Origin of the sequence: Anaerospora hongkongensis (genome assembly GCF_004339805.1) — a bacterium.
Lineage (GTDB): Bacteria > Bacillota > Negativicutes > Sporomusales > DSM-15969 > Anaerospora > Anaerospora hongkongensis.
Map to the genome: position 1 here is coordinate 121,180 of NZ_SLUI01000012.1, position 21,126 is coordinate 142,305.

Annotated in this window: 20 protein-coding genes and 1 riboswitch; of the genes, 14 read left to right on the forward strand and 6 right to left on the reverse strand. The window is 47.0% G+C overall.

Going from position 1 to position 21,126, the window contains the following annotated elements; translation table 11 throughout:
* Positions 1-7: 7 nt before the first annotated feature.
* Positions 8-1,144, reverse strand: a complete 1,137-nt coding sequence (locus EV210_RS16940) for an acyl-CoA dehydrogenase (protein ID WP_132082545.1) — start codon at positions 1,142-1,144, stop codon at positions 8-10.
* Positions 1,145-1,172: 28 nt separating this feature from the next.
* Entirely contained in the window at positions 1,173-2,741 is a 1,569-nt protein-coding gene (locus tag EV210_RS16945) for an acyl CoA:acetate/3-ketoacid CoA transferase (protein WP_132082546.1), read from the reverse strand.
* A gap of 360 nt (positions 2,742-3,101) precedes the next feature.
* Here EV210_RS16945 and EV210_RS16950 point away from each other — a divergent pair, with 360 nt between their 5' ends.
* Positions 3,102-3,902: a transposase gene (locus tag EV210_RS16950; protein ID WP_132082547.1), complete on the forward strand. Its 801-nt coding sequence runs from the start codon at positions 3,102-3,104 to the stop codon at positions 3,900-3,902.
* 50 nt (positions 3,903-3,952) lie between these two features.
* On the opposite strand, the gene EV210_RS16955 is transcribed toward EV210_RS16950, so the two are convergent.
* Both EV210_RS16955 and EV210_RS16960 read right to left on the reverse strand, forming a co-directional pair.
* Positions 3,953-4,810, reverse strand: coding sequence for a 4Fe-4S dicluster domain-containing protein (locus EV210_RS16955; RefSeq protein ID WP_165898947.1), 858 nt, complete (start codon positions 4,808-4,810; stop codon positions 3,953-3,955).
* A gap of 182 nt (positions 4,811-4,992) precedes the next feature.
* Complete coding sequence (locus EV210_RS16960) at positions 4,993-5,370, reverse strand: pyridoxamine 5'-phosphate oxidase family protein (protein ID WP_132082549.1); 378 nt, start codon at positions 5,368-5,370, stop codon at positions 4,993-4,995.
* Between the two features lie 159 nt (positions 5,371-5,529).
* On the opposite strand from EV210_RS16960, the gene pdxR reads away from it, so the two are divergent.
* The 10 genes from pdxR to EV210_RS17010 all read left to right on the forward strand — a co-directional run bounded on the left by pdxR (position 5,530) and on the right by EV210_RS17010 (position 16,679).
* Positions 5,530-6,927, forward strand: a complete 1,398-nt coding sequence (pdxR, locus tag EV210_RS16965; RefSeq protein ID WP_132082550.1) for a MocR-like pyridoxine biosynthesis transcription factor PdxR — start codon at positions 5,530-5,532, stop codon at positions 6,925-6,927.
* Between the two features lie 216 nt (positions 6,928-7,143).
* Positions 7,144-7,339, forward strand: a riboswitch (cobalamin riboswitch).
* Between the two features lie 173 nt (positions 7,340-7,512).
* Complete coding sequence (nikB, locus tag EV210_RS16970) at positions 7,513-8,454, forward strand: nickel ABC transporter permease (RefSeq protein ID WP_132082551.1); 942 nt, start codon at positions 7,513-7,515, stop codon at positions 8,452-8,454.
* Positions 8,455-9,276: a nickel transporter permease gene (gene nikC, locus EV210_RS16975; RefSeq protein ID WP_424218075.1), complete on the forward strand. Its 822-nt coding sequence runs from the start codon at positions 8,455-8,457 to the stop codon at positions 9,274-9,276.
* A gap of 64 nt (positions 9,277-9,340) precedes the next feature.
* On the forward strand, positions 9,341-10,879 hold the full coding sequence (locus tag EV210_RS16980; protein ID WP_165898950.1) for an ABC transporter substrate-binding protein: 1,539 nt from the start codon (positions 9,341-9,343) through the stop codon (positions 10,877-10,879).
* 21 nt (positions 10,880-10,900) lie between these two features.
* Positions 10,901-11,689, forward strand: coding sequence for an ABC transporter ATP-binding protein (locus EV210_RS16985; RefSeq protein WP_132082553.1), 789 nt, complete (start codon positions 10,901-10,903; stop codon positions 11,687-11,689).
* A complete protein-coding gene (locus EV210_RS16990) occupies positions 11,679-12,638 on the forward strand; it encodes an ABC transporter ATP-binding protein (RefSeq protein ID WP_132082554.1) in 960 nt (319 codons plus the stop codon). Before EV210_RS16985 ends, EV210_RS16990 begins: the two co-directional genes overlap by 11 nt.
* Positions 12,639-12,679: 41 nt before the next feature.
* A complete protein-coding gene (locus tag EV210_RS16995) occupies positions 12,680-13,192 on the forward strand; it encodes a GNAT family N-acetyltransferase (RefSeq protein ID WP_243650604.1) in 513 nt (170 codons plus the stop codon).
* Between the two features lie 37 nt (positions 13,193-13,229).
* Entirely contained in the window at positions 13,230-14,579 is a 1,350-nt protein-coding gene (locus EV210_RS17000) for a putative porin (protein ID WP_132082556.1), read from the forward strand.
* Positions 14,579-15,934 (forward strand): MATE family efflux transporter, encoded by a 1,356-nt coding sequence (locus EV210_RS17005; protein ID WP_132082557.1) that lies wholly within the window; start codon positions 14,579-14,581, stop codon positions 15,932-15,934. Before EV210_RS17000 ends, EV210_RS17005 begins: the two co-directional genes overlap by 1 nt.
* 292 nt (positions 15,935-16,226) lie before the next feature.
* Complete coding sequence (locus EV210_RS17010; protein WP_243650605.1) at positions 16,227-16,679, forward strand: hypothetical protein; 453 nt, start codon at positions 16,227-16,229, stop codon at positions 16,677-16,679.
* Between the two features lie 221 nt (positions 16,680-16,900).
* On the opposite strand, the gene EV210_RS17015 is transcribed toward EV210_RS17010, so the two are convergent.
* Positions 16,901-17,380, reverse strand: coding sequence for a hypothetical protein (locus EV210_RS17015; RefSeq protein ID WP_132082558.1), 480 nt, complete (start codon positions 17,378-17,380; stop codon positions 16,901-16,903).
* An 88-nt stretch (positions 17,381-17,468) separates the two neighbouring features.
* Positions 17,469-18,170, reverse strand: coding sequence for a B3/B4 domain-containing protein (locus tag EV210_RS17020; RefSeq protein WP_165898948.1), 702 nt, complete (start codon positions 18,168-18,170; stop codon positions 17,469-17,471).
* A 198-nt stretch (positions 18,171-18,368) separates the two neighbouring features.
* Between EV210_RS17020 and EV210_RS17025 the strand changes: the two genes are divergently transcribed.
* The 3 genes from EV210_RS17025 to EV210_RS17035 all read left to right on the forward strand — a co-directional run bounded on the left by EV210_RS17025 (position 18,369) and on the right by EV210_RS17035 (position 21,124).
* Positions 18,369-19,244 carry a LysR family transcriptional regulator gene (locus tag EV210_RS17025; RefSeq protein ID WP_132082560.1) on the forward strand — a complete coding sequence of 292 codons (876 nt, stop codon included), beginning with the start codon at positions 18,369-18,371 and terminating at the stop codon, positions 19,242-19,244.
* Between the two features lie 206 nt (positions 19,245-19,450).
* Complete coding sequence (locus EV210_RS17030; protein ID WP_132082561.1) at positions 19,451-20,641, forward strand: anaerobic nitric oxide reductase flavorubredoxin; 1,191 nt, start codon at positions 19,451-19,453, stop codon at positions 20,639-20,641.
* A 90-nt stretch (positions 20,642-20,731) separates the two neighbouring features.
* Positions 20,732-21,124 carry a VOC family protein gene (locus tag EV210_RS17035; RefSeq protein ID WP_132082562.1) on the forward strand — a complete coding sequence of 131 codons (393 nt, stop codon included), beginning with the start codon at positions 20,732-20,734 and terminating at the stop codon, positions 21,122-21,124.
* Positions 21,125-21,126 lie beyond the last annotated feature (2 nt).

Consider the following 21,126-nt stretch of genomic DNA (forward strand, 5'->3'; position numbering starts at 1 on the left):
TTTCCTGTTATCGCAGGATATGTCCGGCAATAACTACCCGCTGAATTTGATTGGTCCCTTCATAAATCTGGGTAATCTTGGCGTCCCTGAGCATCCGTTCGACAGGATATTCGCGGGAATAGCCATAGCCTCCCATGATTTGTACGGCATCAAGCGCTACTTTTACCGCCACATCGGATGCAAAGGTTTTGGCCATAGCTGCTTCCTTGCCATAAGGCCGGCCGGCATCTTTCAGCGCAGCTGCGTGATAGACCAGCTGGCGGGCCGCTTCAATTTCGATGGACATGTCAGCCAGCATGAACGACACGGCCTGTTGAGCAGCAATGGGCTTACCGAATTGTTCGCGCACTTTGGCGTATTGCAGCGCTTCTTCGTAAGCGCCCTGGGCAATACCAACCGCCTGAGCGCCAATGCCGATACGGGCGCCGTCCAGGACGACCATGGCGATCTTGAAGCCTTCGCCGATTTTCCCAAGGAGATTTTCCTTAGGAATACGGCAGTTTTCAAAAATCAGCTCGGTAGTCGAAGAGGCGCGAATACCCATTTTCTCTTCTTTTTTACCAATGACAAAGCCAGGAGTGCCTTTTTCCACGATAAAGCCAGTAATGCCTTTCACGCCCTTCGTGCGGTCAGTGGAAGCGAAGACCACATAGGTTTCGGCAGCGCCGCCGTTGGTGATGAAGCATTTTGTACCGTTTAAGACATAGTCATCGCCGTCCAGTACAGCCGTGGTGGTTACGCGGGAGGCATCCGAGCCGGCACCCGGCTCGGTCAGCGCGAAGGCTCCCACCTTTTCGCCGGTCGCCAGAGGGGGAATGTATTTTTTCTTTTGCGCTTCCGTGCCGAACAGCAGGATGGGCATGGTGCCAGCCGAGGTATGAACAGCCAGGATAGCACCGGTAGCGGCACAGGCTTTGGAGATTTCCTCAATAGTCAGCATATAACTGACGGTGTCTAGCTCGGTGCCCTCATAGGCTTCGGGAATCGGGATGCCCAGCAGTCCCAGGGCGGCCATCTTTTGAATGCTGTCCCAAGGAAATTCTTCCGTATGATCGTAATGGGCTGCTTTGGGGGCAATTTCTTTTTTTACGAATTCCTGTACCATTTTTTGCAGATCCTGCTGGTCGTCCGTGAGTAGTGCCATTTGTATCGACTCCTTTGCATTGTTTGTTTTAGGCTTTAGCCAGTATTTCCGGCTTGATATTCATGAGCGTATCAATAAAAATGCGGCTGTCCATCAGTTTTAACTTCGGAGAAACTTTGACGGGAAACTCGACTTGCGCTAATACGTCTTTTTTCAGGTCCACGCCGGGCGCGATTTCGGTGAGTACAAGTCCGTCCCTGGTCAGCTCGAATACAGCCCGTTCGGTGATGTATAGTACGGCTTGACCGGCTTCCTGGGCATAAGCACCGCTGAAGGTGATTTGCTCTACCTTCTTGATGAATTTTTTACTTTTGCCTTCCTTGATGATGCGCAATTTGCCGTCTTCCACGGCAACATCCAGGCCGCCGGCCGTTAACGTACCGCAGAATACCACCTTTTTGGCATTTTGTGTAATGTTGACAAAGCCGCCGCATCCGGCAACGCGGGAACCAAATTTGCTGACATTGATATTGCCTGCCTCATCGGCCTGAGCCAGCCCAAGATAGGCGAGGTCCAGGCGGCCGCCATCATAAAAATCAAACATATTGGGGTGCTCCAGAATTGCCAGGGGATTGAAGGAAGAGCCGAAGTTCGGTCCGCCGGCAGGTACTCCACCCAGTGGGCCTGATTCCACGGTCAGGGTGATTTCATCAATCAATCCCTCTTCATTGGCTACGGCTGCCACTCCGTCCGGCATACCGACGCCCAGATTGAGCACAACATCGGGGCGCAGCTCGAAGGCGCAGCGGCGGGCGATGACCTTGCGTTCGCTCATTTCCATGGCCGGCATGCTGCCCATCGGCCGGCGTACTTCCCCGCATAGCGAGGGATCGTACGCGACGGCGTTGGTCTGCCAATGATATTCGGGCCTGGCGATTACCAAAGCATCGACCAGGACACCAGGCACTTTAACCTGCTGCGGCGGCAGGCTGCCCTTGGCTGCAAGGCGTTCCACCTGGGCAATGACGATGCCGCCCTGTTGTTTGGTGGCCAGAGCCAGGTGATAAGCTTCCAGGAGTACCGCTTCTTTTTCCATAGTGATGTTGCCTAATTCATCGGCAGTAGTGCCCCGGATGAAAGCGATATTAATTTTCTGCGGCAAATAGTGGAGATACTCTTTGCCTTCGATCGTAATAACCTTTACCAGATCTTCCGTGGTACGGGAATTGAGCTTGCCCCCTTCGACCCGTGGGTCGGCAAAGGTTTTAAGGCCAACGGGAGTAATGACGCCGGGCTTTTGGCCAGCCATGTTCCGATACAGATGGAGAATGACTCCCTGCGGCAGTGCATAAGCTTCAATGGCGTTTTCCGCGATAAGCTTTCCCAGCTTTGGCGCCAGATTGTAATGACTGCCGACAACCCGCTTGAGCAAGCCTGCATGGGCATAGCGGTTAGCACATTTATCCTTGCCGTCGCCATTGCCTGCCGCGTACAGCAGGGTGATATCCCGGGGCTCGCTTGTTGTTAAGAAGCGTTGTTCCAGCATAATGCTTAATTCCTCGGGATGGGAAAAGCCGACAAAGGCCTGCACCGCCAGGGTATCGCCTGATTTGACCAGCTTAACTGCTTCCTCTGATGTAAGGATTGGCTTTTTCATAATCGTCCCTCCTGGTTTCCTCTGATTTGCTGTGATTTGACTTCTGCCTTCTTTCAACTCGTCAATTGATACTGCAAGAGTTATGCCGCAAATTCAGTTCTGTGAAAAAAATCACGCGAGTCAGTGTTTATAAGGGGAAAAGAGTTGCAAATAAAAAAAGCCCCCTCCAATGAGGAGGGGCATTGCGTGAAGCTGCCAATAGATTTGCAGTTTTGCATTGGCAAATTTGCAAGTGGTAGAGCTGCACGCTCTCTTCTGCCAGGAGGACGGGTATTGTGAAACTAAAATCAATAATGTCACAGGGACGGTTCCTTTGACACTGTTCTGACAGCCATGCTACAATGAAGCGGGGTGATAACAGTGGCCAGACAGGCAAGACTAAAGAGCGAATCGGGTATTTACCATGTTATGCTGCGGGGCAATGAGCGTCGACCGGTTTTTCTTGATGATGAAGACAAGCAGCGTTTTATGGAAATCATGCTGCAAAAAAAGCAGAGTGCTGCTGGCCGGTTGTACGCCTTCTGCATTTTAGACAATCATGTTCATATGGTTTGCCAGGAAGTCGAACAGCCTCTGTATATTCTGATGAAACGGATTGGCGTTACCTATGCCGCTTATTTTAATAAAAAACACCATTGCATCGGACCTGTATTTCAGGACCGTTTCCGCAGCGAAGCGATTGAAGACGAGTCTTATTTACTCTGTGCTATCCGGTATGTACATAATAACCCAGTAAAGATAGCAGGTGAATTTACCCTTGAGTACCCCTGGAGCAGCTATTCCTGGTATATGGGCTGCTGCCCAGACGCAGGCATACCGCCGGAGATGGACGAAACATTGAGTTTGTTTGACGCTAATCGTTCCAAGGCGCTTCAGCTTTTCCAGGAATTTCATTTGCAGGAGGAGCCGCGTCAGTTTTTAGAAGTGGCTGCGACCCAAACGGTGCGCAAAGATCCAACTGAGCTGATTGCTGCTTATCTGCAGGACCGGAAATGGACGTCTGCAGAGCTTTGCAAAAGCGAGAATTTGAGTGGCGCAGTTGAACTTGTGCGGATGCTGCTGGCAAATGGTGGTGTATCGGGCAGGCAAATTGCCCAGTTGACGGGAATCAACCGGGAGAAAGTGCGAAGAATCGCGGTGGCGGCGGAAACGTCCCTGTAACATATTAGGCCGTGCCCGGGAAGTTATTCGCGAGCACGGCCTAATAGAGGTTAGTTTAACTTTTCTTCTACCTTGCTTTTAATAAGACCGATTCCTTCCTTTGCCAAAACAGCACTTAGACGCTGGCCGGGAGCGGCCAATTCTTTATAAGTTTGTAAAATGGCATCGAGGTAAGTGGCTAGTTTATCTTCCGGGATAAATTTTGCCAGCAGGGCGCCGTCATTGGAATAACGGCCTCCTTTGCCGCCGACAAAAATATGATAGCCAGTTTTGCCCGCTGCTAAGGCTTTCTTCGGGCAGAGGCGTGTACAGACCCCGCAGGATAAGCACTTTTCGTAGTCGATTACTAATGCTTTATTTTCCAGCTTCATTGCTTTAGCCGGACAGCGGCGAACGCAGGCACCGCAGCTGATACAGCTGCTTTGTTTCACCAGCGGTTCCAGAGCACCGCGAAAGCCGACATCGTGCGACTGTGGCTTGGTGCAGGAATTGGCACAGCCGCTGACGGCAAACTTCGTTTTTGCCGGTAAATCACGGCCAACAAATTGCTCGTCTAAAGTTTTGGCGAGTGTTTTTGTGTTAATCAGGCCGTAGGGGCAAGTAGCATTGCCTGGGCAGGTTACTACCGGGCGTACCCTGAGACCGCATACCGCCGGTGAGAGACCTGCGTCCGTTACAGCCTGTAAAGCCTGCTCAAACAACTCTTCTTTTACGCCAGGAATTTCAATCCCCTGGCGAAGCGTCAAGTGTACCTGACCATTGCCGTATTTCTCAGCCAGGTCTGCTAAGTTGCGCAGACCATCTGCCGTCATGTCGCCGGCCTGATTGCGCAGCCGCATAAGAAGCAGGCCCTGTTGGCGCTGTGGAATAAATCCAAAACGTTTATAGTCTGGTTTTGTTGCTGCCATTATAAAAACCTCTCTTTGCTCGTTCGTAATTGCGTATAATGCCATATATTTTGGTATACCAGATATGATAGTAGTTCTCCAAAATGTTGTCAAGGCAACGCAGCAGACCCTTTAAAGAACTGTAAAAGAAACAGGCCGGTCACTGATAGCACAGTAACCGGCCTGTTTTGCTTGGCTTAGCGTTATAGCATTTGTTTGGCGGAGACAATCGTTACTTCCAATACTGCCCGAATCCAGGAGAATTTTTCTTTCATATGGTTGAATTCTTCGCCAGCGGTTATGAACCGGGTAGTTCCCTCTACAATAAAGCCTGTTCCTTTTCCTCGATAGCCTTCAATTTCTCTGCTGGCAATAGAAAGAGTAGCTTTGTTGTTCAAGTTGAGATTGCGCTCAGTTTTGACAAAGCCGGCAGCGGGAATTAGCATTTTATCTTCGCTAGTAACCGTTATATAACTATTCCAGGTATTAACTACGTGAGGACCATCGGCACCATTGGTAACAATGGAGATAGCGCCATCGGCAGGATGGGCAAGAACGGACAGCAATTTTTCATTGAGCATTTCAATACACCCTTTCTGTTCTACTGCTTGTCTACAGTATAATGGCAATCTACCCTTGGTTAAAGGGTCAATTCGCGGAAATAATACAAGGACAGTTTGACGTTGATTTACTAGCATGCCTATAATGATGGTAGCTACCTACTGATGGGGGTGAAAGTAATGATTCTGTTAGATGATAAGCAGGGACAGCCTTTACACAGCAAGATCTATGACCAGATAAAAAGTCAAATAACAGCGGGAACTATGAAGCCACACGCCAGGCTGCCGTCAATCCGGGCTTTATGCGCTGAGTTAGCTGTAAGCCATAATACGGTAGAGTATGCTTATCAGCAATTGCTGGCTGAAGGCTACGTATACAGCAAGCCCAAAAGCGGCTATTATGTTTCGCTGCTGGATGCGGAATTTCTTCCGCCTTCTTTGCCGGAATCCAATACCTGTTCAAAGATTTTATCTGAGCGACAGCCAGTATATAACTTTGATTTTCACCCCGCCAGCCTTGCGCCGGAAAGTTTTCCGGCTGCACTGTGGCGCAAGCTAATGACCGGGTGTTTGCGGGATGAGCCGGGACAGTTTGCCGGCTACGGCAGCCGGCAGGGAGATTGGGCTTTGCGCAGTGAAATTCGAAGCTATCTGGCCCGATCACGGGGCGTCATCTGTGAGCCGGAGCAAATCGTTATCTGCGCCGGTCTTCAGGACAGTCTTTCCATTATTGTACCATTACTGAGACCAAATCATTCCTTGCTGGCTGTTGAGGAACCAGGTCATTTTATTCCCCGGACAGTTTTCCACAATCACTTGTTTGCCACGGCACCTATTCCGGTGCATGTTGACGGACTGGATCTCAGTGCGCTGCAGGCATCTCGCAGTACAGTGGTATATGTAACCCCTTCCCATCAATTTCCGCTGGGCCATATTATGCCTGTTGCCAATCGGCTGAAGCTCATTGAGTGGGCAGAGTCAGTAGGCGGAGTTATTATAGAAGATGACTATGACAGCGAGCTTAGATACCAGGGCAGCCCTGTTCCGGCGCTGCAAGGCCTCCATCCTCAGGCAAGCATCATCTATATCGGAACATTTTCGAAGGTTTTATCGCCTGCACTCAGAGTCAGTTATATGGTACTGCCGAAACAGATGCTGGAACGGTATCAGCAGCTGTTTTACGAAAGTGCCAGCAGTGCAGCTTTATTAGAACAGCAGACATTGTACAAGTTCATGGCAGAAGGATACTGGGACCGTCATTTGCGTAGAATGCGCATCCTATACAAGAAAAAACATGACACGCTGGTACAAGCTGTTCACCGGCGCTTTGGTGAGCAAGCGGTAATTATCGGGCAGGGAGCGGGGCTGCATGTTGTACTGGAATTGTTGAACAGCGTATTTTCTGAGGCAGAGTTGATCAAGCGGGCCCAAGAGAAAACGATCAGGCTTTTCCCTTTGTCAAAAACCTACATGGCTAAGCAAACCGGAAAGAAACTGCTTATGCTGGGATTTGGCGGAATCGACAGTGACGAAATTGACCGGGGAGTTAAACTTTTGTATCAAGCTTGCTATAAGTAATATAAAAATGATATTTACTAAATAAAAATACAGGAATTATGATAAAAAACCACATTTTCTTTGACAAGATTTGCTATTAGTGATACTATGGACCAAATAATCATTTCTATTGATGGTTAATAGAAATGAATGAAACTAGTATAACTAAAATCTATATTAAATAATTGATAAAAAGCAGCAATAAAAAGCTAAAGCTACTTGTGAAGAATGACAATTTCATATAGAAACGTTATAAGTGTCAGCAGCGATTGCTGCTGTACGATGAGAGGAAAACGGGTGAAAGTCCCGTGCTGTCCCGCAGCTGTAAATAGGGAGCCTGCTTCAAAAAATGTCACTGAAGAAACCTTTGGGAAGACAGAAGCAAAGGCAATGATCTATGAGCCAGAAAGCCTGCTTATAATAAGATTCATTGTTGACTTACGCGCGATAAGGAGATGAATGTGGGGGCAGCCTGTGTTTTGTTATATTACAATTTAGCCGCAGTGTGCTTAGTAGGCAGTTTGCCTAAATCCGCATAGAATTTTTTCTTAGTGTTAAGAAACAATTCTATGCGGATTTTTTATTTGATAGAGAGGAGAGGACGATTTGAAGGGAAAAGAGCTGTTGCATCGTTTGCTGCAAATGATGATTACCCTTTTCGGTGTCAGTCTGCTGACATTTTCACTGATGTTTCTATCACCAGGTGACCCGGTTGAGATGCTGCTGGAGGTAGCTGATTCAATTGTTTCCGAAGAAACAATTGCCGAGACGCGGGCCCAGCTGGGGCTGGACAAGCCCTTTCATGTACAGTATTTCCGGTGGCTGGCAGGAGTTTTGCAGGGAGACATGGGCATGTCGTATTCGGCAAAAATGCCGGTAGCAGAACGTCTCTGGCAGTGTTTGCCGGGAACTATGGCGCTCGCAGCCTCAGCTACGCTGACGATGCTGCTGATGGCAGTTCCAGGCGGAATACTGGCCGCAGTATACCGAAACCGTCCGCTGGATTATTTGATTCGCGGAATTTCGTTTTTGGGAGTATCCATGCCGAGTTTTTGGGTAGGACTCATTTTGTTATATGTTTTGGGGCTAAAGTGGGGATTGTTCCCGATAGCGGGCGGAGTGGTATCCTTTGACAGGATCGTACTTCCTACATTGACGCTGGCCATTGCTATGGCAGCAAAATATACACGGCAGGTGCGTACCGCGGTTTTAGAGGAACTGGGACAGGATTATATCACCGGGGCGCGGGCACGGGGCTTTCCTCTATACAAAATTCTCTGGCGCCACGTGCTGCCGAATGCCTGCCTGCCGTTAATTACGCTCCTCGGCATGCAGATTGGCTGGTTGCTGGGCGGTGTGGCTGTCATTGAAATGGTCTTTTCCTGGCCAGGACTTGGCAAAATGGCCGTACATGCCATTGAGATGCGCGATTATCCTCTCGTACAGGGTTTTGTACTCTGGATTGCTGTTTTGTATATGGTAATGAATCTGCTTGTCGATATTTCTTATACCTATCTTGATCCGCGGCTGAAGAAAGGGGGGAATTGAGTGGAAAAGTTGAAAAAGGATAATTTCTTATTTTGGCTTTATACATTTTTGGTCCTTTTGATCCTCAGCTTTGCTGTTTTTGCACCCTGGCTGGTTCCTTATGATCCGTTTGATGCGGTAATGCGGCAGTCCCTGCAGGCGCCCTCTGACGACCACCTATTTGGAACGGATAAGCTAGGCCGGGATTGTCTGTCGCGTATTATCTATGGAGCGCGTACATCACTGATGATGACGCTGTCGCTGGTTGCCATTATAACGGCAGTAGGAACTTCTATCGGCGTAGTGGCGGGGTATATGGGTGGCAAGGTCGATACTGTACTCATGCGGATTGTTGATATGATGCTGGCTTTTCCGGGGATTGTGCTGGCTATTGCTATTGCCGGCATGCTGGGAGGCAATATCGTCAATGCCATTCTAGCATTGGCAGCGGTAAGTTGGACTAAATACGCCCGTTTAGGGCGCAGTCTTACGCTGAAACTGCGCCAGCGTGATTTTATTGATGCGGCGGTGACAAGCGGGTCAAGACCGCTCCACATACTCTGGCGGCATATTCTACCGAATATCCTGCCAACAATTGTTGTTACTGCGGCGATGGATATCGGGACAATGATCATGGAATTGGCGGGGTTATCCTTTTTGGGTTTTGGTGCACAGCCGCCTACGCCGGAATGGGGCCTGATGCTCAATGAGGGAAGACAGCATATTCAGACAGCGCCCTGGCTGATGCTTTATCCGGGTGCGGCAATCCTGATGGTGGTAACAATATTTAATTTATGGGGAGACAGCCTGCGCGACATCATGGATCCTCAACGATCAAATTAAAGGAAAAACACATGGGAAAGGATGAGATTTCTTGAAAAGATTGGGAAAGTTGACTTTAGTATTAATGATGATATGTCTGGCAGCAGTCTTTATTGCGGGGTGCGGCGGAGGTAGTAAAAAAGAGGCTGATGCCAAGACCTTGCGAATCGGTGTAACTAACTTTGCTGATTCCCTGGAACCAACGGAAAACTACTTTGGCTGGGTTGTTATGCGGTATGGTATTGGAGAATGCCTGGCAAAATTTGACGAGAAGATGAATGTACAGCCGTGGCTGGCTGAAAACGGGCAAATCAGTGCTGACCATATGACCTGGACATTTAAAATTAGAGAAGGTGTAAAGTTCTCGAATGGTAAGCCGCTGGATGCTGCCGCGGTTAAAGCGTCCCTGGAAAGAGCCTTTGCTAAAAACAAGCGGGCAGTAACGTTTTTCAAATATAAAGAGATGAGAGCGGAAGGCCAAAATCTTACCATCGTAACGGAAAAACCAGAGCCCAATATGCCGGGATTTTTAGCTGATCCCCTCTTTTTAATCGTCGATGTAACGGCAGAACCGGCACGCAGCTTTGCGAAGGAAGGGCCAATCGGTACGGGGCCTTACATGTGCAAATCGTTCGTAAAAGATAAAGCAGTTATGGTAAAAAACACCTATTACTGGGATGGCGAGGTTCCCTATGAAACGGTTGAAATCCCGTCCATTGATGACCCGAATACCCGGGCAATGGCGCTGCAGTCGGGAGAGGTGGATATGGCCGTTAATATTGCGGCAGGTGATATTGGATTGTTTAACGATAAGGCCAAATTTCACATTGACAGAATTGCCTCGCTGCGTACGGTACTGGCCCGGATTAATCATAATGGCGTTCTAGGTGATCCCAAAGTTCGTGCGGCGTTCATTAGTGCTTGCGATAGAAAAGTGTACAATGAAGTTATTTTGAAAGGAACCTTTATTGAAGGCAAGGCTCCTGTACCGCCGTCAATGGATTATGGTTTTGATCAGCTCAAGGACCCCAACAGCTATAACATCGAAAGGGCTAAACAGCTTTTGGCCGAAGCGGGCTGGAAGGATGCTGACGGAGACGGGATTTTAGAAAAAAACGGCAAGAAGCTTACGGTAGATTTTGTCGTATACAACAGCCGTGCTGAGCTGCCTATTTATGCTGAGGCTGTGCAGTCTGATGCGAAGAAGGTTGGCTTCGATGTGAAAATCAAGTCAGTTGACTATAACTTAATTGATAAAATAGGGATAAATGGCGAATATGATCTTGTGATTTCAAATATTACGACTGCCAACACCGGTGATCCGGAGATCTTTTTAAATTGGTACTGGAGAACAAATAAAAACGGCGATAATCCGCAGAATGGCTCCGGATACAGCAATCCTGCATTAGATGCAAAATTCGCTGAACTATCCACAACATTCGACCGTGGGCAGCGCCGTCAACTGATGATTGATGCTCAGCAGATTATTATGAACGACGGAGCGGCGCTGTTTCTGGGATATCCGGAAACAAACATCATCAGTTCAACCTCAATTGCAGGCGCTCAAATGTATCCGTCCGATTATTATTGGCTGACCAATAAGATTAAACCCGCTAAAAAATAACACACGCGAAGGAGAACTGAAATGTTGCTAGAGGTATCGGAGCTTTCAGTATCCTATGGGGAATGTGAAATCGTCCGGAATGTAAATATATCGCTTGATGAAGGTGAGGTTCTTGCGATTGTAGGCGAAAGTGGCAGTGGCAAGACAACGGTTATCCGCGCGATTCTTGGCTGCCTGCCGCATGAAGGCCGGGTAAGCGGCGGAAAAATTCTCTTCGAAAATAAAAATCTATTGGAAAATACCCCTGCTGAGTGGAATCGTCTCTGTGGAACAAAGGCAACAATGGTTTTTCAGGACAGCGGCAGCATGCTTGACCCCATTGCCCGTATCGGCAGCCAGTTCATCGAGTATATTCGTGAACACACGTCGCTAACCCAAAAAGAAGCAGCTAAAGCGGCAGAAGCTATGCTTAGAAAAATGCACTTGCCTAATACGGAAAACATTATGAAAAGCTACCCCTTTGAGCTGAGCGGCGGCATGCGGCAGCGCGTCGGAGTGGCAATGGCGATGTTTTTTAAGCCGCGGCTTCTGTTGGCAGATGAACCTACATCGGCTCTGGATGTCACAACACAGGCCCAGGTAGTAAAAGAAATGATGGAGATTTGCCGCCAAGATAGAACGGCAATTATCATTGTCACCCATAATATCGGCGTAGCGGCTTATATGTCCGATAAGCTGATTGTTATGCAAAATGGAGAGATCGTAGAATCGGGTAGGACCGATGCGATTATTGCCCAGCCGCAGACAGCATATACGAAAGAACTTTTGGATGCGGTACCGCAGGTTGGAGGGAAAAGCTATGTCAGCTGACAAGGATACGATTTTAACCATTGATCGTGCGGTAAAACGTTTTCCCACAGCAGACGGACGCATGCTGACGGCCTGTGATGATGTGTCACTGACGCTTTGCCGGGGCGAAACGCTTGGTATTGTTGGTGAAAGCGGCTGCGGTAAAAGCACCCTGGTAAAACTGATCATGCAGCTTCATGCGCCGACAAGTGGGGCTATCTGCTTTCAGGGTGAGGATCTGACGAAGCTCAAGGGAGAGCGCATGCGGCAGAGCCGGCGACATATCCAGATGGTATTTCAGGATCCGTCACAAGCCTTTAATCCCAAAATGAAGATTAAAGACATTCTTTGCGAGCCGTTACGTAATTTCAACCTGATCAAAGACTGTAATGTCCAAAACAAGGCTGGCGAGCTTTTGCGAATGGTTGAGCTGCCGGAAGAGTTTGCCGACCGTTATCCCGGCAACATGAGCGGTGGGCAGCGTCAGCGTATCGGGATTGCCCGAGCGCTGGCGCTTGAGCCGGAGATTCTCGTTTGTGATGAGGCAACCAGTGCGCTGGATGTATCGGTGCAGAAAAAGATTATCGAACTGCTGGTCCGCATTCAGCGGGAAAAGAATGTATCGATGATCTTTATCTGTCATGACTTAGCACTGGTAGCGCAGATCAGTCACCGTATTGCTGTCATGTATCTCGGCAATATCGTAGAAGTGCTTAAGGGCAGTGATCTGCAGGCGGCAAGGCATCCATATACAAAAGCACTGCTGCAGGCGGTTTTTCCGGTAAAGAAAAAAGAAGGCACAGTGGTCAGACCTCTGGAGGGCGAAATACCAAGCCCGCTTGACTTGCCGCCAGGCTGCCCTTTTCAGAGCAGATGCCCGGAAAGTATAGCAATATGCAGACAAGAAAAACCGGTACTGGAAGACCTTTGCCCAGGCCACAGTGCTGCCTGCCATTTATTAAAGCTTTAGCTCATCAAGGTACAAATTCCGCCAGGTATGAAAGGAAGGTCATGATGGAAACCCGTAATGTAGTAATTCGCAGAGTTGAGCATAATGATATTGCCAGTGTACAGAATTTCTTGCTGGGACAACTGCAGGACCTATTTTGTAAAGAAGGTCAAAGTGCTGTTACCGCTGATGTATTAGGACTGGCCAAGCTATATATTGAGCCTGTCCGCAATCAAATGTGGGCAGCGTTTTCTCCTGACGGCACTGTTGTTGGTACAATCGCGATTTGTGAGTATAATGACCGGATAACCGTGCTAAAAGGTCGCTATCCTGCAGGAACAACGGCGGAAGTCGGCCGCTGCTATATTGATAAGACGCTTAGACGCCAGGGGATTGGTTCCAGGCTGCTTACCATAGCGGAGACTTTTTGCCGTGAACAGGGCTACCGGATGATATATCTGCATACGCATCACTTTCTGCCGGGCGGTTTTCATTTCTGGCAAAGCCAGGGCTTTGCCATTACTCTGGATGAAGGTGGTTCTTATGAACTGGTTCATATGGAGAAACCGGTATAGTCTGTAGTAGTTATTAAGCGGATTGAGGAGAGGTTTTATGAAAAAGAACATAGCATTAGCAATTGGGGCCGTTTTCAGCATGAGTGTAGCAGGGACGGTACTGGCTGCACCGGCTAATTTATTTGCAGTAGTCCCCGAGCATCACTGGTCGTACAGTGCGGTGGGACAACTGGCTAAAGCCGGTATCGTGGAAGGCTTCGGCGGCAGTGTTTACCGGGAAGATGTTATGCTGACACGCGTGGAGATGGCGGCGATTGTTGCTAAGGCTATTGCCAAAGCAGATAAAGCCGGCAGCGAAGAGCAAGCAGTAATTAAAAAGCTGCAGGCTGAATTTGCGCCCGAACTTAATATGGGCAGCACCGATAACACAGAACAGCGCTTAGCCAAATTGGAAAAAGGCAAGTCCTCCGTAATAATCAGCGGTGATGCCAGACTGCGCTACCAAAGCAACTGGAATCAAAGTGCCAAAAATACTGACTCAAAAAATACCACTCGTATGGAGCAGCGGGTGCGGTTGAATATCTCATCTGAAGTTGCTGAAAATATAACTCTACTGAGTCGGGTTGCCGCAACTAACCGGTCAAATTTTAGAGGCGTAAATGAGTTAAGTAAAACCTCCAAAAATAATACGGTAAGCTTTGATCGGGCAGAGTTTCAATGGAAAAATAAAGAAGCAACCGTTTCTGTTGGACGTACGCTACCTGCCTTAGGTCAGGGGCTCCTTTGGGACTATAACTCCGTTGATGGAGCAATGGCTACTTATCAGTTCGGCAATGCTCAGTTATTAGCTGGTTATGGTGATCTTGCTGCATATACTGCAAGTGGTAATACTACTAATGCTTTTCTTGCTAATTTAAAAGTAAATGTTGGACCATCTACCAATATTACTGTGGCACATCTAAATACCATGTCAAATAATTTCCTGGACAAGGATAAGAAGAAAATACAATATGATTTAGAGCAAACGGCAATAGGCTTTACAACGAAGAGCGGTGTTTTCACCGTTACCGGTGAATATGTTAAAAACAGCGACAGTAAGCTTCCTGCGGGAGCTCAGGATCACGGCTATTGGGGACGTCTGCTCTGGAAAGGCATCGACAACAGTAAGCCCGGTACCTTTGGTATCAGTTTTGACTATTTAGCCCTAGGCAACTACGCTGTAGATTCCTACAATAATCCAGGGACATTAGTCGTAAGCGGCGGCAACAGTGCTACCGGCCTTGGTGGCGACGGTGCCAAAGGCTACGGTTTTGGTGCTCAATATGTGTTCGCAAAAAATGCCAATGTTGAAGCCCGTTATTATAACCTAAAGCCTTATGATCAGGGAAAATCAACCTTCAGCAGCTATAAGGATTCTTACCACTTGATCGGTAACTTCAAATTCTAATGGCAAAGGCTTCAACTGTCACGTGGGCTGATCATAAACGCTTCCTGGCTTTGGCCTTACCGTTGACGGTGATTTCCCTATCCACTCCCTTGCTGGGCGTAGTGGATACCGCAATTATGGGCAGACTGCCGCAGGCCTCCTATATTGGCGGTGTTTCTATTGGAGTCCTGATTTTCAATACACTTTACTGGCTGCTAGGCTTCTTGCGCGTCAGTACCTCCGGCTTCAGTGCGCAGGCCAGCGGACGCAGAGAAAAGCAGGCAAGCTCGCTGGCGCTGTTTAGGCCGCTGGTGCTGGCATTGGTCATGGGAGTGCTGATGGTGCTCTTCCAGCAACCGTTGAAAGCTGCCGCCTTTGCTTTGATGTCACCGAATGAAACCGTGTGGGCGGTGGCCAGCATGTATTTTGACATCCGGGTATGGGGAGCTCCCTTTGCTTTGGCTAACTATGTCATTGCCGGCTGGCTGATGGGGATGGCCAGGATAAAACTATCCCTATACCTGCAGGTGACAATGAATATTCTCAACATGCTACTGGCGGTGTATTTTGTCGCCGGGCTTGGCATGTCGGCTGACGGTGTTGCAACGGCTACGCTCATAGCCGAAGTTGGTTCTGCTTTTATTGGGATGGCACTGATTGCCCGAACCGGGCTGATCAGCATGGCAAGCTTGTCGGTCAAAAGTATCATTGACTCTACCGCGCTTGTGAAAATGATGAAGGTCAACGGCGACTTATTTATCCGTACGGCCTGCCTGCTGGCAGTATTTAACTACTTTGCCGTTTATGGCCTTCGTTATGGCGATACTATTTTGGCGGCGAACGCGGTATTACTGCAGCTTCACTATGTAATTGCCTATTTGCTCAGTGGTTTTTCCAATGCTGCCACTGTTTCTGTTGGCCAAGCAATGGGAGAAAAAAACGCGCTGCTGTTTGTCAAGACGGTTACCTTAACTGCCCTATGGGGAGGCGGCATGGCAATTCTGCTGTCGGTGAGCGTACTATTCCTGCAGGGGCCGCTGATCGCGGTATTTACAACTCTGCCGGATGTTCAGGAGATTGCTTATCAGTATTGTTATTGGATTGCTGTATTCCCGCTGGCGGCTTTTTGGGGCTTGCAGCTCTATGGGATTTTTGTGGGAGCTACGGAATCCGCTCCAATCCGTAATTCTATGATTTACTCTCTGGTGGTGTATTTTTTCATTTTGTGGTTTCTGGTACCGTATCTGCAAAACCACGGAGTATGGTTAGCTTTTATTGTATTTAGTCTGGGAAGATCGCTGTTTTTGTGGCCTTATTTACCCCGGCTGAGTAAAAAGATCACTGGTACTGCAGCAGAAGCAGTGTTTGGAGATTGAACTTTGTGCATAACGAAAAAATGAGGTTAATTGAATGGTTTGATCCATTTAATCAATCTCATTTTTTTATGGAAATTTGCTTTTACTGTAGCAATTTATTAGCAGTCGCTAACTTTATCACCCTGTGCATGTCCAAAACATAAAATGGCATATAACGCTATTCATAGGGGAGGATTATATGCCAGAGTTTTATTATAACGAAGACTGCTGTCTAAATGAACGGGAAGTCCACTTACGAGATTGCTTTCGGCTCCTTTGGTCACAGCATGTTTACTGGACGAGGATGGTTATTATGGGGATTGTTTATGATTTGCCTGATTTAGAGCAAACTACGAATCGGCTTCTGCGTAACGCACCTGATTTTGGAAGAGTTTTTAATCATTTCTATGGAAATAGAGTGGCTGCTGAGTTTGAACGCCTGATAACAGATCATTTGGTTATTGCAGCGGAGCTTGTGAAAGCGGCAAAAGCCGGTGATAGTTCGGCGGCAGCAGATGCGGAAAAAAGATGGTATGAAAATGCAGAGGAAATCGTTTGCTTCTTAAATCACATTAATCCCAATTGGTCTGTAGGCGATATGAGGCAGATGTGGTTTACGCATTTGGCATTAACAAAAAAAGAAGCAATAACCATGCTTAATAAGGATTACGCGAAAAGTATTGCGATATTTAATAGAATCGAAAAAGAAGCATTGATAATGGCTGATGAATTTTCTAATGGCATTACGTGTCAATTTTCTATATGATGCTTTAAACAACGGCAGGAGTTTGGCATGGTTTTATGAGTAAATGTCCGGGCTTTTTAGGGGGCGTATGAGATTGCAATGAATTCGAAGGTGCCCGCGGACAACCTTGTTGGGGAACCCGTAATTGCTTTTTACCGCCTGGCGAGAAAAGTTGGTAACGATATAAGAAAAGCCTGACTTGTTAGTAAGTCAGGCTTTTTGTGTGCTGTTTTCGCGTAACGTTAAAACTTCTTTTTCATAATTACCTGATAATCGCTGTTCGAGTTATCCGGGTTTTTTTCAATTTCAATCGTCCGGTCTTTATCTTCGTCCAATTGAATATGGACAACACCGCTCTTTACATTTACGCCTGGCATCACTTGGAAGCCTTTTTTCTCTTCCCGTTTAATCGACATCGTATGACTGGACAAATCAGCCGAATTATCTTCGACAATCATGGGTTTATCCGGAGTATGGCGCTGTGAGCCGATTGAACGCTGTTCGACAGTCGTCTGCTGCGGGGGAGCAGGAGCTTCCGGAATGCTTGGAATCGGATTAGCAGCAGGAGGAGGCTGTATCGTCACAGGACGCTGATTGGGTAATTCGGCAGGCGGCTTATGAACATAGCGGTAGCCAGCCCAAGCCAGCAGAATGAGTAAGCATACTAGTATGCTGCCAAAGAGGGATTTCTTTTTCCGCCTTTTTTCCTGCCTTAATTTCATAATAATCTTTCAAGCCTTTCTTTGCTGCGCTGCTTTTAGTCCCTATTACTATTATATACCAGAATTCCCGCTGCATTCTATTGAAAATTTAGAACTCAATGCTGCGATTATGCTGGTCAACAATATATCGTTCACAAGAACCCTGAAATCTTTCGGTAATTAGGTGCGCAATATCCTCCATTGCTTTATTGAGGCTGGCGCCCTTGTCATCATCAAATCCTACTAATTGAAAAAAGAGATTTTTACTGTCAATGGTGGTTTTTCCTAATTCACTTTGTCGCCAAATCCACTTTCGTGTTTGAACCTTATTTCCACTTGCAAACACAAGCTCACCTACATCGACTGATTCGTAGTCGGTGGCACCAAAAGGCAGAAAGAGATCTCCTTCCTTGGCAAAGCGAACTTCTAAGTCCGCATGTATGTCAGCTAAGTCGTGTGCTCCTAACGAGATCATCTGTTCAATAGAAATGGCGTTACACAAATCTACTAAGGCATTAATCGCCGGCAAGGATGTTCCTTTTATGATTCTCTTAAACATTGCTTCGACAGAGGGCGGGTATTTGTTGGGGTTTATACCCGCTTTTGTCATGATTGACCGGTACAGGGAGATATTGAGAAGCTCCCTTACCTGGGTATCCTGGTAGCTTTCGCGCATTTTTTGCTCTGCGTTCCGTAACCTGGCTTGATCACTGGGCAAGGTCTCTGAATTTTTTAAGGCTCTGCCTACCAAAATGCCGAATTTAATACGGGGATTAATTTCAAAAACAGACGGATCAACTGAATAACGCATAGGAACCTCCTCGTAAGTTAAACATCCTGATTCATTGCCTGACTGGCTTGCTGCTCGGCTAGCTTGTACCATACATTTTGCTTTTTGTTTGGTTATATTGTAGCGATGCGTTTACAAAGTGTCTAGCGACACTTTATACTACATATGTGACAAATTTTCATATAATTTGAATACGAAATCTCATACATCGAGGGCTTTATGGATGCTAAGAAGATTCAAGTATTATTAAGTACATTAAAAACGGGCAGTTTTCTAAAGGCTGCAGACAGTCTGGGGTATACTCCGTCCGGCTTAACTCATATGATGGACAGCCTGGAAAAAGATATCGGAATCACTATACTCAAGCGAGGTCGGTTTGGTATTTGCCTCACACCAGAAGGAGAAAAACTGCTGCCCTTGTTTGAGGATTTCGCAGCTGCCGAACAGAAAATCCGCAATGAAGTGCGCAGCTTACAAAGCCGGCGGCAGGAAATTATCCGAATAGGAGCCTATGCCAGCGTAGCACGCAATTGGCTGCCGTCTCTTTTGAGCGGGTTTTATTTGGAACATCCCAAAGTGAGTATTGAAACGGTAGTGTTGGGCAGAGAAGAACTCTATAATGCTTTGAAAAAAAGAGAAGTGGATATGATATTTGCCTGCAGTGGGACAGAATGTAAACATGAGTTTGTTTCGCTGGCGAAAGACTATTACCGGGCGGTGTTACCACTAGGATATCCTACTGCACAAGAAACAATTTTTGCGCTAAAAGAATTTGAAGGCGCTCCCTTTATCATGCCATCATTTATGAAAGATATTGATGTGCAAAAGGCATTGGAGACAAACAATATTTCGATCAAAATGCTTGCTGCTTCAGCCGATGATCCGGTCGTGCTAAGCATGGTTTCCGGGGGGCTTGGCATTAGTATGCTGTCCGATTTGGTTCTGCAGGGAGCCTCTGAAAAGGTGAAGATAATGCCCTTGGAACCGAATGTATCCCGGATATTAGGTATTGCTGTCCTCTCGATGCAGTCCCTCAGCCCACTTGTCAAGAATTTCATAGCTTATGTTAAGCGACATAAAATTTTTGCGCAATAATTGGTGTTGAAATTGTATGTCAAAAAGCTCAATTAGCAGTTTAAAACTGCAATTGAGCTTTGGTTGTATGAAAAAGGGGTTCCGTGTCATTTGATTAGGCGTACTTTGTGATTTGAGTCAAAGAATAATCGCTCCTATCTGTTATAATAAGAGATAGACAACATTCGGAGGGCAATTCAGTTTCTATATATAAGGAGGTTGTTAAAATGAGTTTTAGGGTGACTGAAAATGTGACGTGGGTCGGCAAGATTGACTGGGAATTAAAGAAATTTCATGGAGAAGAGTACTCCACACACAAAGGATCGACGTATAACTCCTATCTTATCCGCGATGAGAAAAATGTGCTGATTGATACTATATGGCTGCCGTTTGCCAGAGAATTTGTGGACAACCTGCAAAAAGAAATACCATTAGAAAGCATTGACTATATCGTTATTAATCACGGTGAAGTAGATCACAGCGGTGCCTTGACCGAATTAATGAAATACATCCCCGATACGCCGATTTACTGTACTGCCAATGGCGTAAAATCATTAAAAGGCCAGTATCATCAGAACTGGAATTTTAAGGTAGTTAAAACAGGCAATAAGCTGAATATCGGCTCCAGGGAATTAATCTTTGTCGAGGCACCAATGCTGCATTGGCCGGATACCATGATGTGCTATTTAACAGGCGATAACCTGTTATTCAGCAATGACGGATTTGGTCAGCATTATGCTTCGGAGTATATGTTTAACGATCTGGTTGATCAGGCCGAGCTTTACCAGGAGTGTATGAAGTACTACGCTAATATCCTCACTCCGTTCAGCCGGATGGTTGAGCGCAAAATTAAGGAGATTGTCGGATTAAACCTGCCGGTGAACATGATCTGTCCCAGCCATGGCGTAATCTGGCGGGACAATCCACTGCAAATTGTAAACCGGTATTTAGAGTGGGCAGCCGATTATCAGGAAAACCAAATCACGGTTTTTTATGATACCATGTGGGACGGGACCCGCAAGATGGCAGAGGCAATTGCCCAGGGTCTTAAACAAGCCGATGCCAGTGTCAATATTAAGCTGTACAATACGGCCCGGCGTGACAAGAATGATATTATTACGGAAATCTTCAAATCAAAAGCTATTTTAGTTGGCTCGCCTACGGTAAATAAAGGGATTTTATCCTCAGTGGCCGGTCTAATGGAAGAGGTAAAAGGACTGGGCTTTAAAAATAAAAAAGCAGCCGCCTTTGGGGCTTACGGCTGGAGCGGGGAATCGGTTAAAGTACTTAACGAGCTTTTGAAAGACAGCGGCTTCACTGTGGTGAACGAAGGGCTTAAAGGGTTATGGAATCCGGATGAAAAGACAGCCGGAGAGTGTGTTGAATTTGGGAAAACATTTATTGGAGCGCTTGGTTAAGCATAAAATTACCTTTCCATTTATGGCCTGATTTCCGGGATGTTAGCATGGCGGTAAGCCTACAGCCAACCAATTGCAAAGGAGCAGTAAATGAATAGCAGCATACCCACCATCAAAATGAAATCAATTGTACTGGATTGCCCTGATATTCAAGCTTTGTCTGATTTTTATATCCGGATGCTTGGATGGGAAAAGGATTTGGTAGAGGAAGAGGATTTTCTAGCCATCCGTTCTCCGCTCAGCGGTGTCAAGATCGCCTTTCAAACCAACAGTAACTACGTTGCGCCTGTTTGGCCGGAAGAACTTAATGCGCAGCAGCAGATGCTGCACATCGACTTTGCAGTACAAAGTAAAGAAGAGCTGGAACGTGCTGTGAAACACGCCATTTCCTGTGGCGCAACGAAGGCTGATACACAGTACTGTGACGAGTGGACAGTCATGCTTGACCCGGTAGGACATCCATTTTGTTTTGTCGTTTGGTGATA

Excerpts from the sequence above, each read along its gene's own strand:
- EV210_RS17035 (WP_132082562.1), top strand. The coding sequence starts at position 20,732 with ATGAATAGCAGCATACCCACCATCAAAATGAAATCAATTGTACTGGAT.
- pdxR (WP_132082550.1), top strand. The coding sequence starts at position 5,530 with ATGATTCTGTTAGATGATAAGCAGGGACAGCCTTTACACAGCAAGATC.
- EV210_RS16985 (WP_132082553.1), top strand. The coding sequence starts at position 10,901 with ATGTTGCTAGAGGTATCGGAGCTTTCAGTATCCTATGGGGAATGTGAA.
- EV210_RS17010 (WP_243650605.1), top strand. The coding sequence starts at position 16,227 with ATGGGGATTGTTTATGATTTGCCTGATTTAGAGCAAACTACGAATCGG.
- EV210_RS16940 (WP_132082545.1), bottom strand. The coding sequence starts at position 1,144 with ATGGCACTACTCACGGACGACCAGCAGGATCTGCAAAAAATGGTACAG.
- EV210_RS16990 (WP_132082554.1), top strand. The coding sequence starts at position 11,679 with ATGTCAGCTGACAAGGATACGATTTTAACCATTGATCGTGCGGTAAAA.
- EV210_RS16945 (WP_132082546.1), bottom strand. The coding sequence starts at position 2,741 with ATGAAAAAGCCAATCCTTACATCAGAGGAAGCAGTTAAGCTGGTCAAA.
- EV210_RS17015 (WP_132082558.1), bottom strand. The coding sequence starts at position 17,380 with ATGAAATTAAGGCAGGAAAAAAGGCGGAAAAAGAAATCCCTCTTTGGC.
- EV210_RS16955 (WP_165898947.1), bottom strand. The coding sequence starts at position 4,810 with ATGGCAGCAACAAAACCAGACTATAAACGTTTTGGATTTATTCCACAG.
- EV210_RS16980 (WP_165898950.1), top strand. The coding sequence starts at position 9,341 with ATGATGATATGTCTGGCAGCAGTCTTTATTGCGGGGTGCGGCGGAGGT.
- EV210_RS17025 (WP_132082560.1), top strand. The coding sequence starts at position 18,369 with ATGGATGCTAAGAAGATTCAAGTATTATTAAGTACATTAAAAACGGGC.
- EV210_RS17000 (WP_132082556.1), top strand. The coding sequence starts at position 13,230 with ATGAAAAAGAACATAGCATTAGCAATTGGGGCCGTTTTCAGCATGAGT.
- EV210_RS17030 (WP_132082561.1), top strand. The coding sequence starts at position 19,451 with ATGAGTTTTAGGGTGACTGAAAATGTGACGTGGGTCGGCAAGATTGAC.
- EV210_RS17020 (WP_165898948.1), bottom strand. The coding sequence starts at position 18,170 with ATGCGTTATTCAGTTGATCCGTCTGTTTTTGAAATTAATCCCCGTATT.
- EV210_RS16995 (WP_243650604.1), top strand. The coding sequence starts at position 12,680 with ATGATGGAAACCCGTAATGTAGTAATTCGCAGAGTTGAGCATAATGAT.
- EV210_RS17005 (WP_132082557.1), top strand. The coding sequence starts at position 14,579 with ATGGCAAAGGCTTCAACTGTCACGTGGGCTGATCATAAACGCTTCCTG.
- EV210_RS16960 (WP_132082549.1), bottom strand. The coding sequence starts at position 5,370 with ATGCTCAATGAAAAATTGCTGTCCGTTCTTGCCCATCCTGCCGATGGC.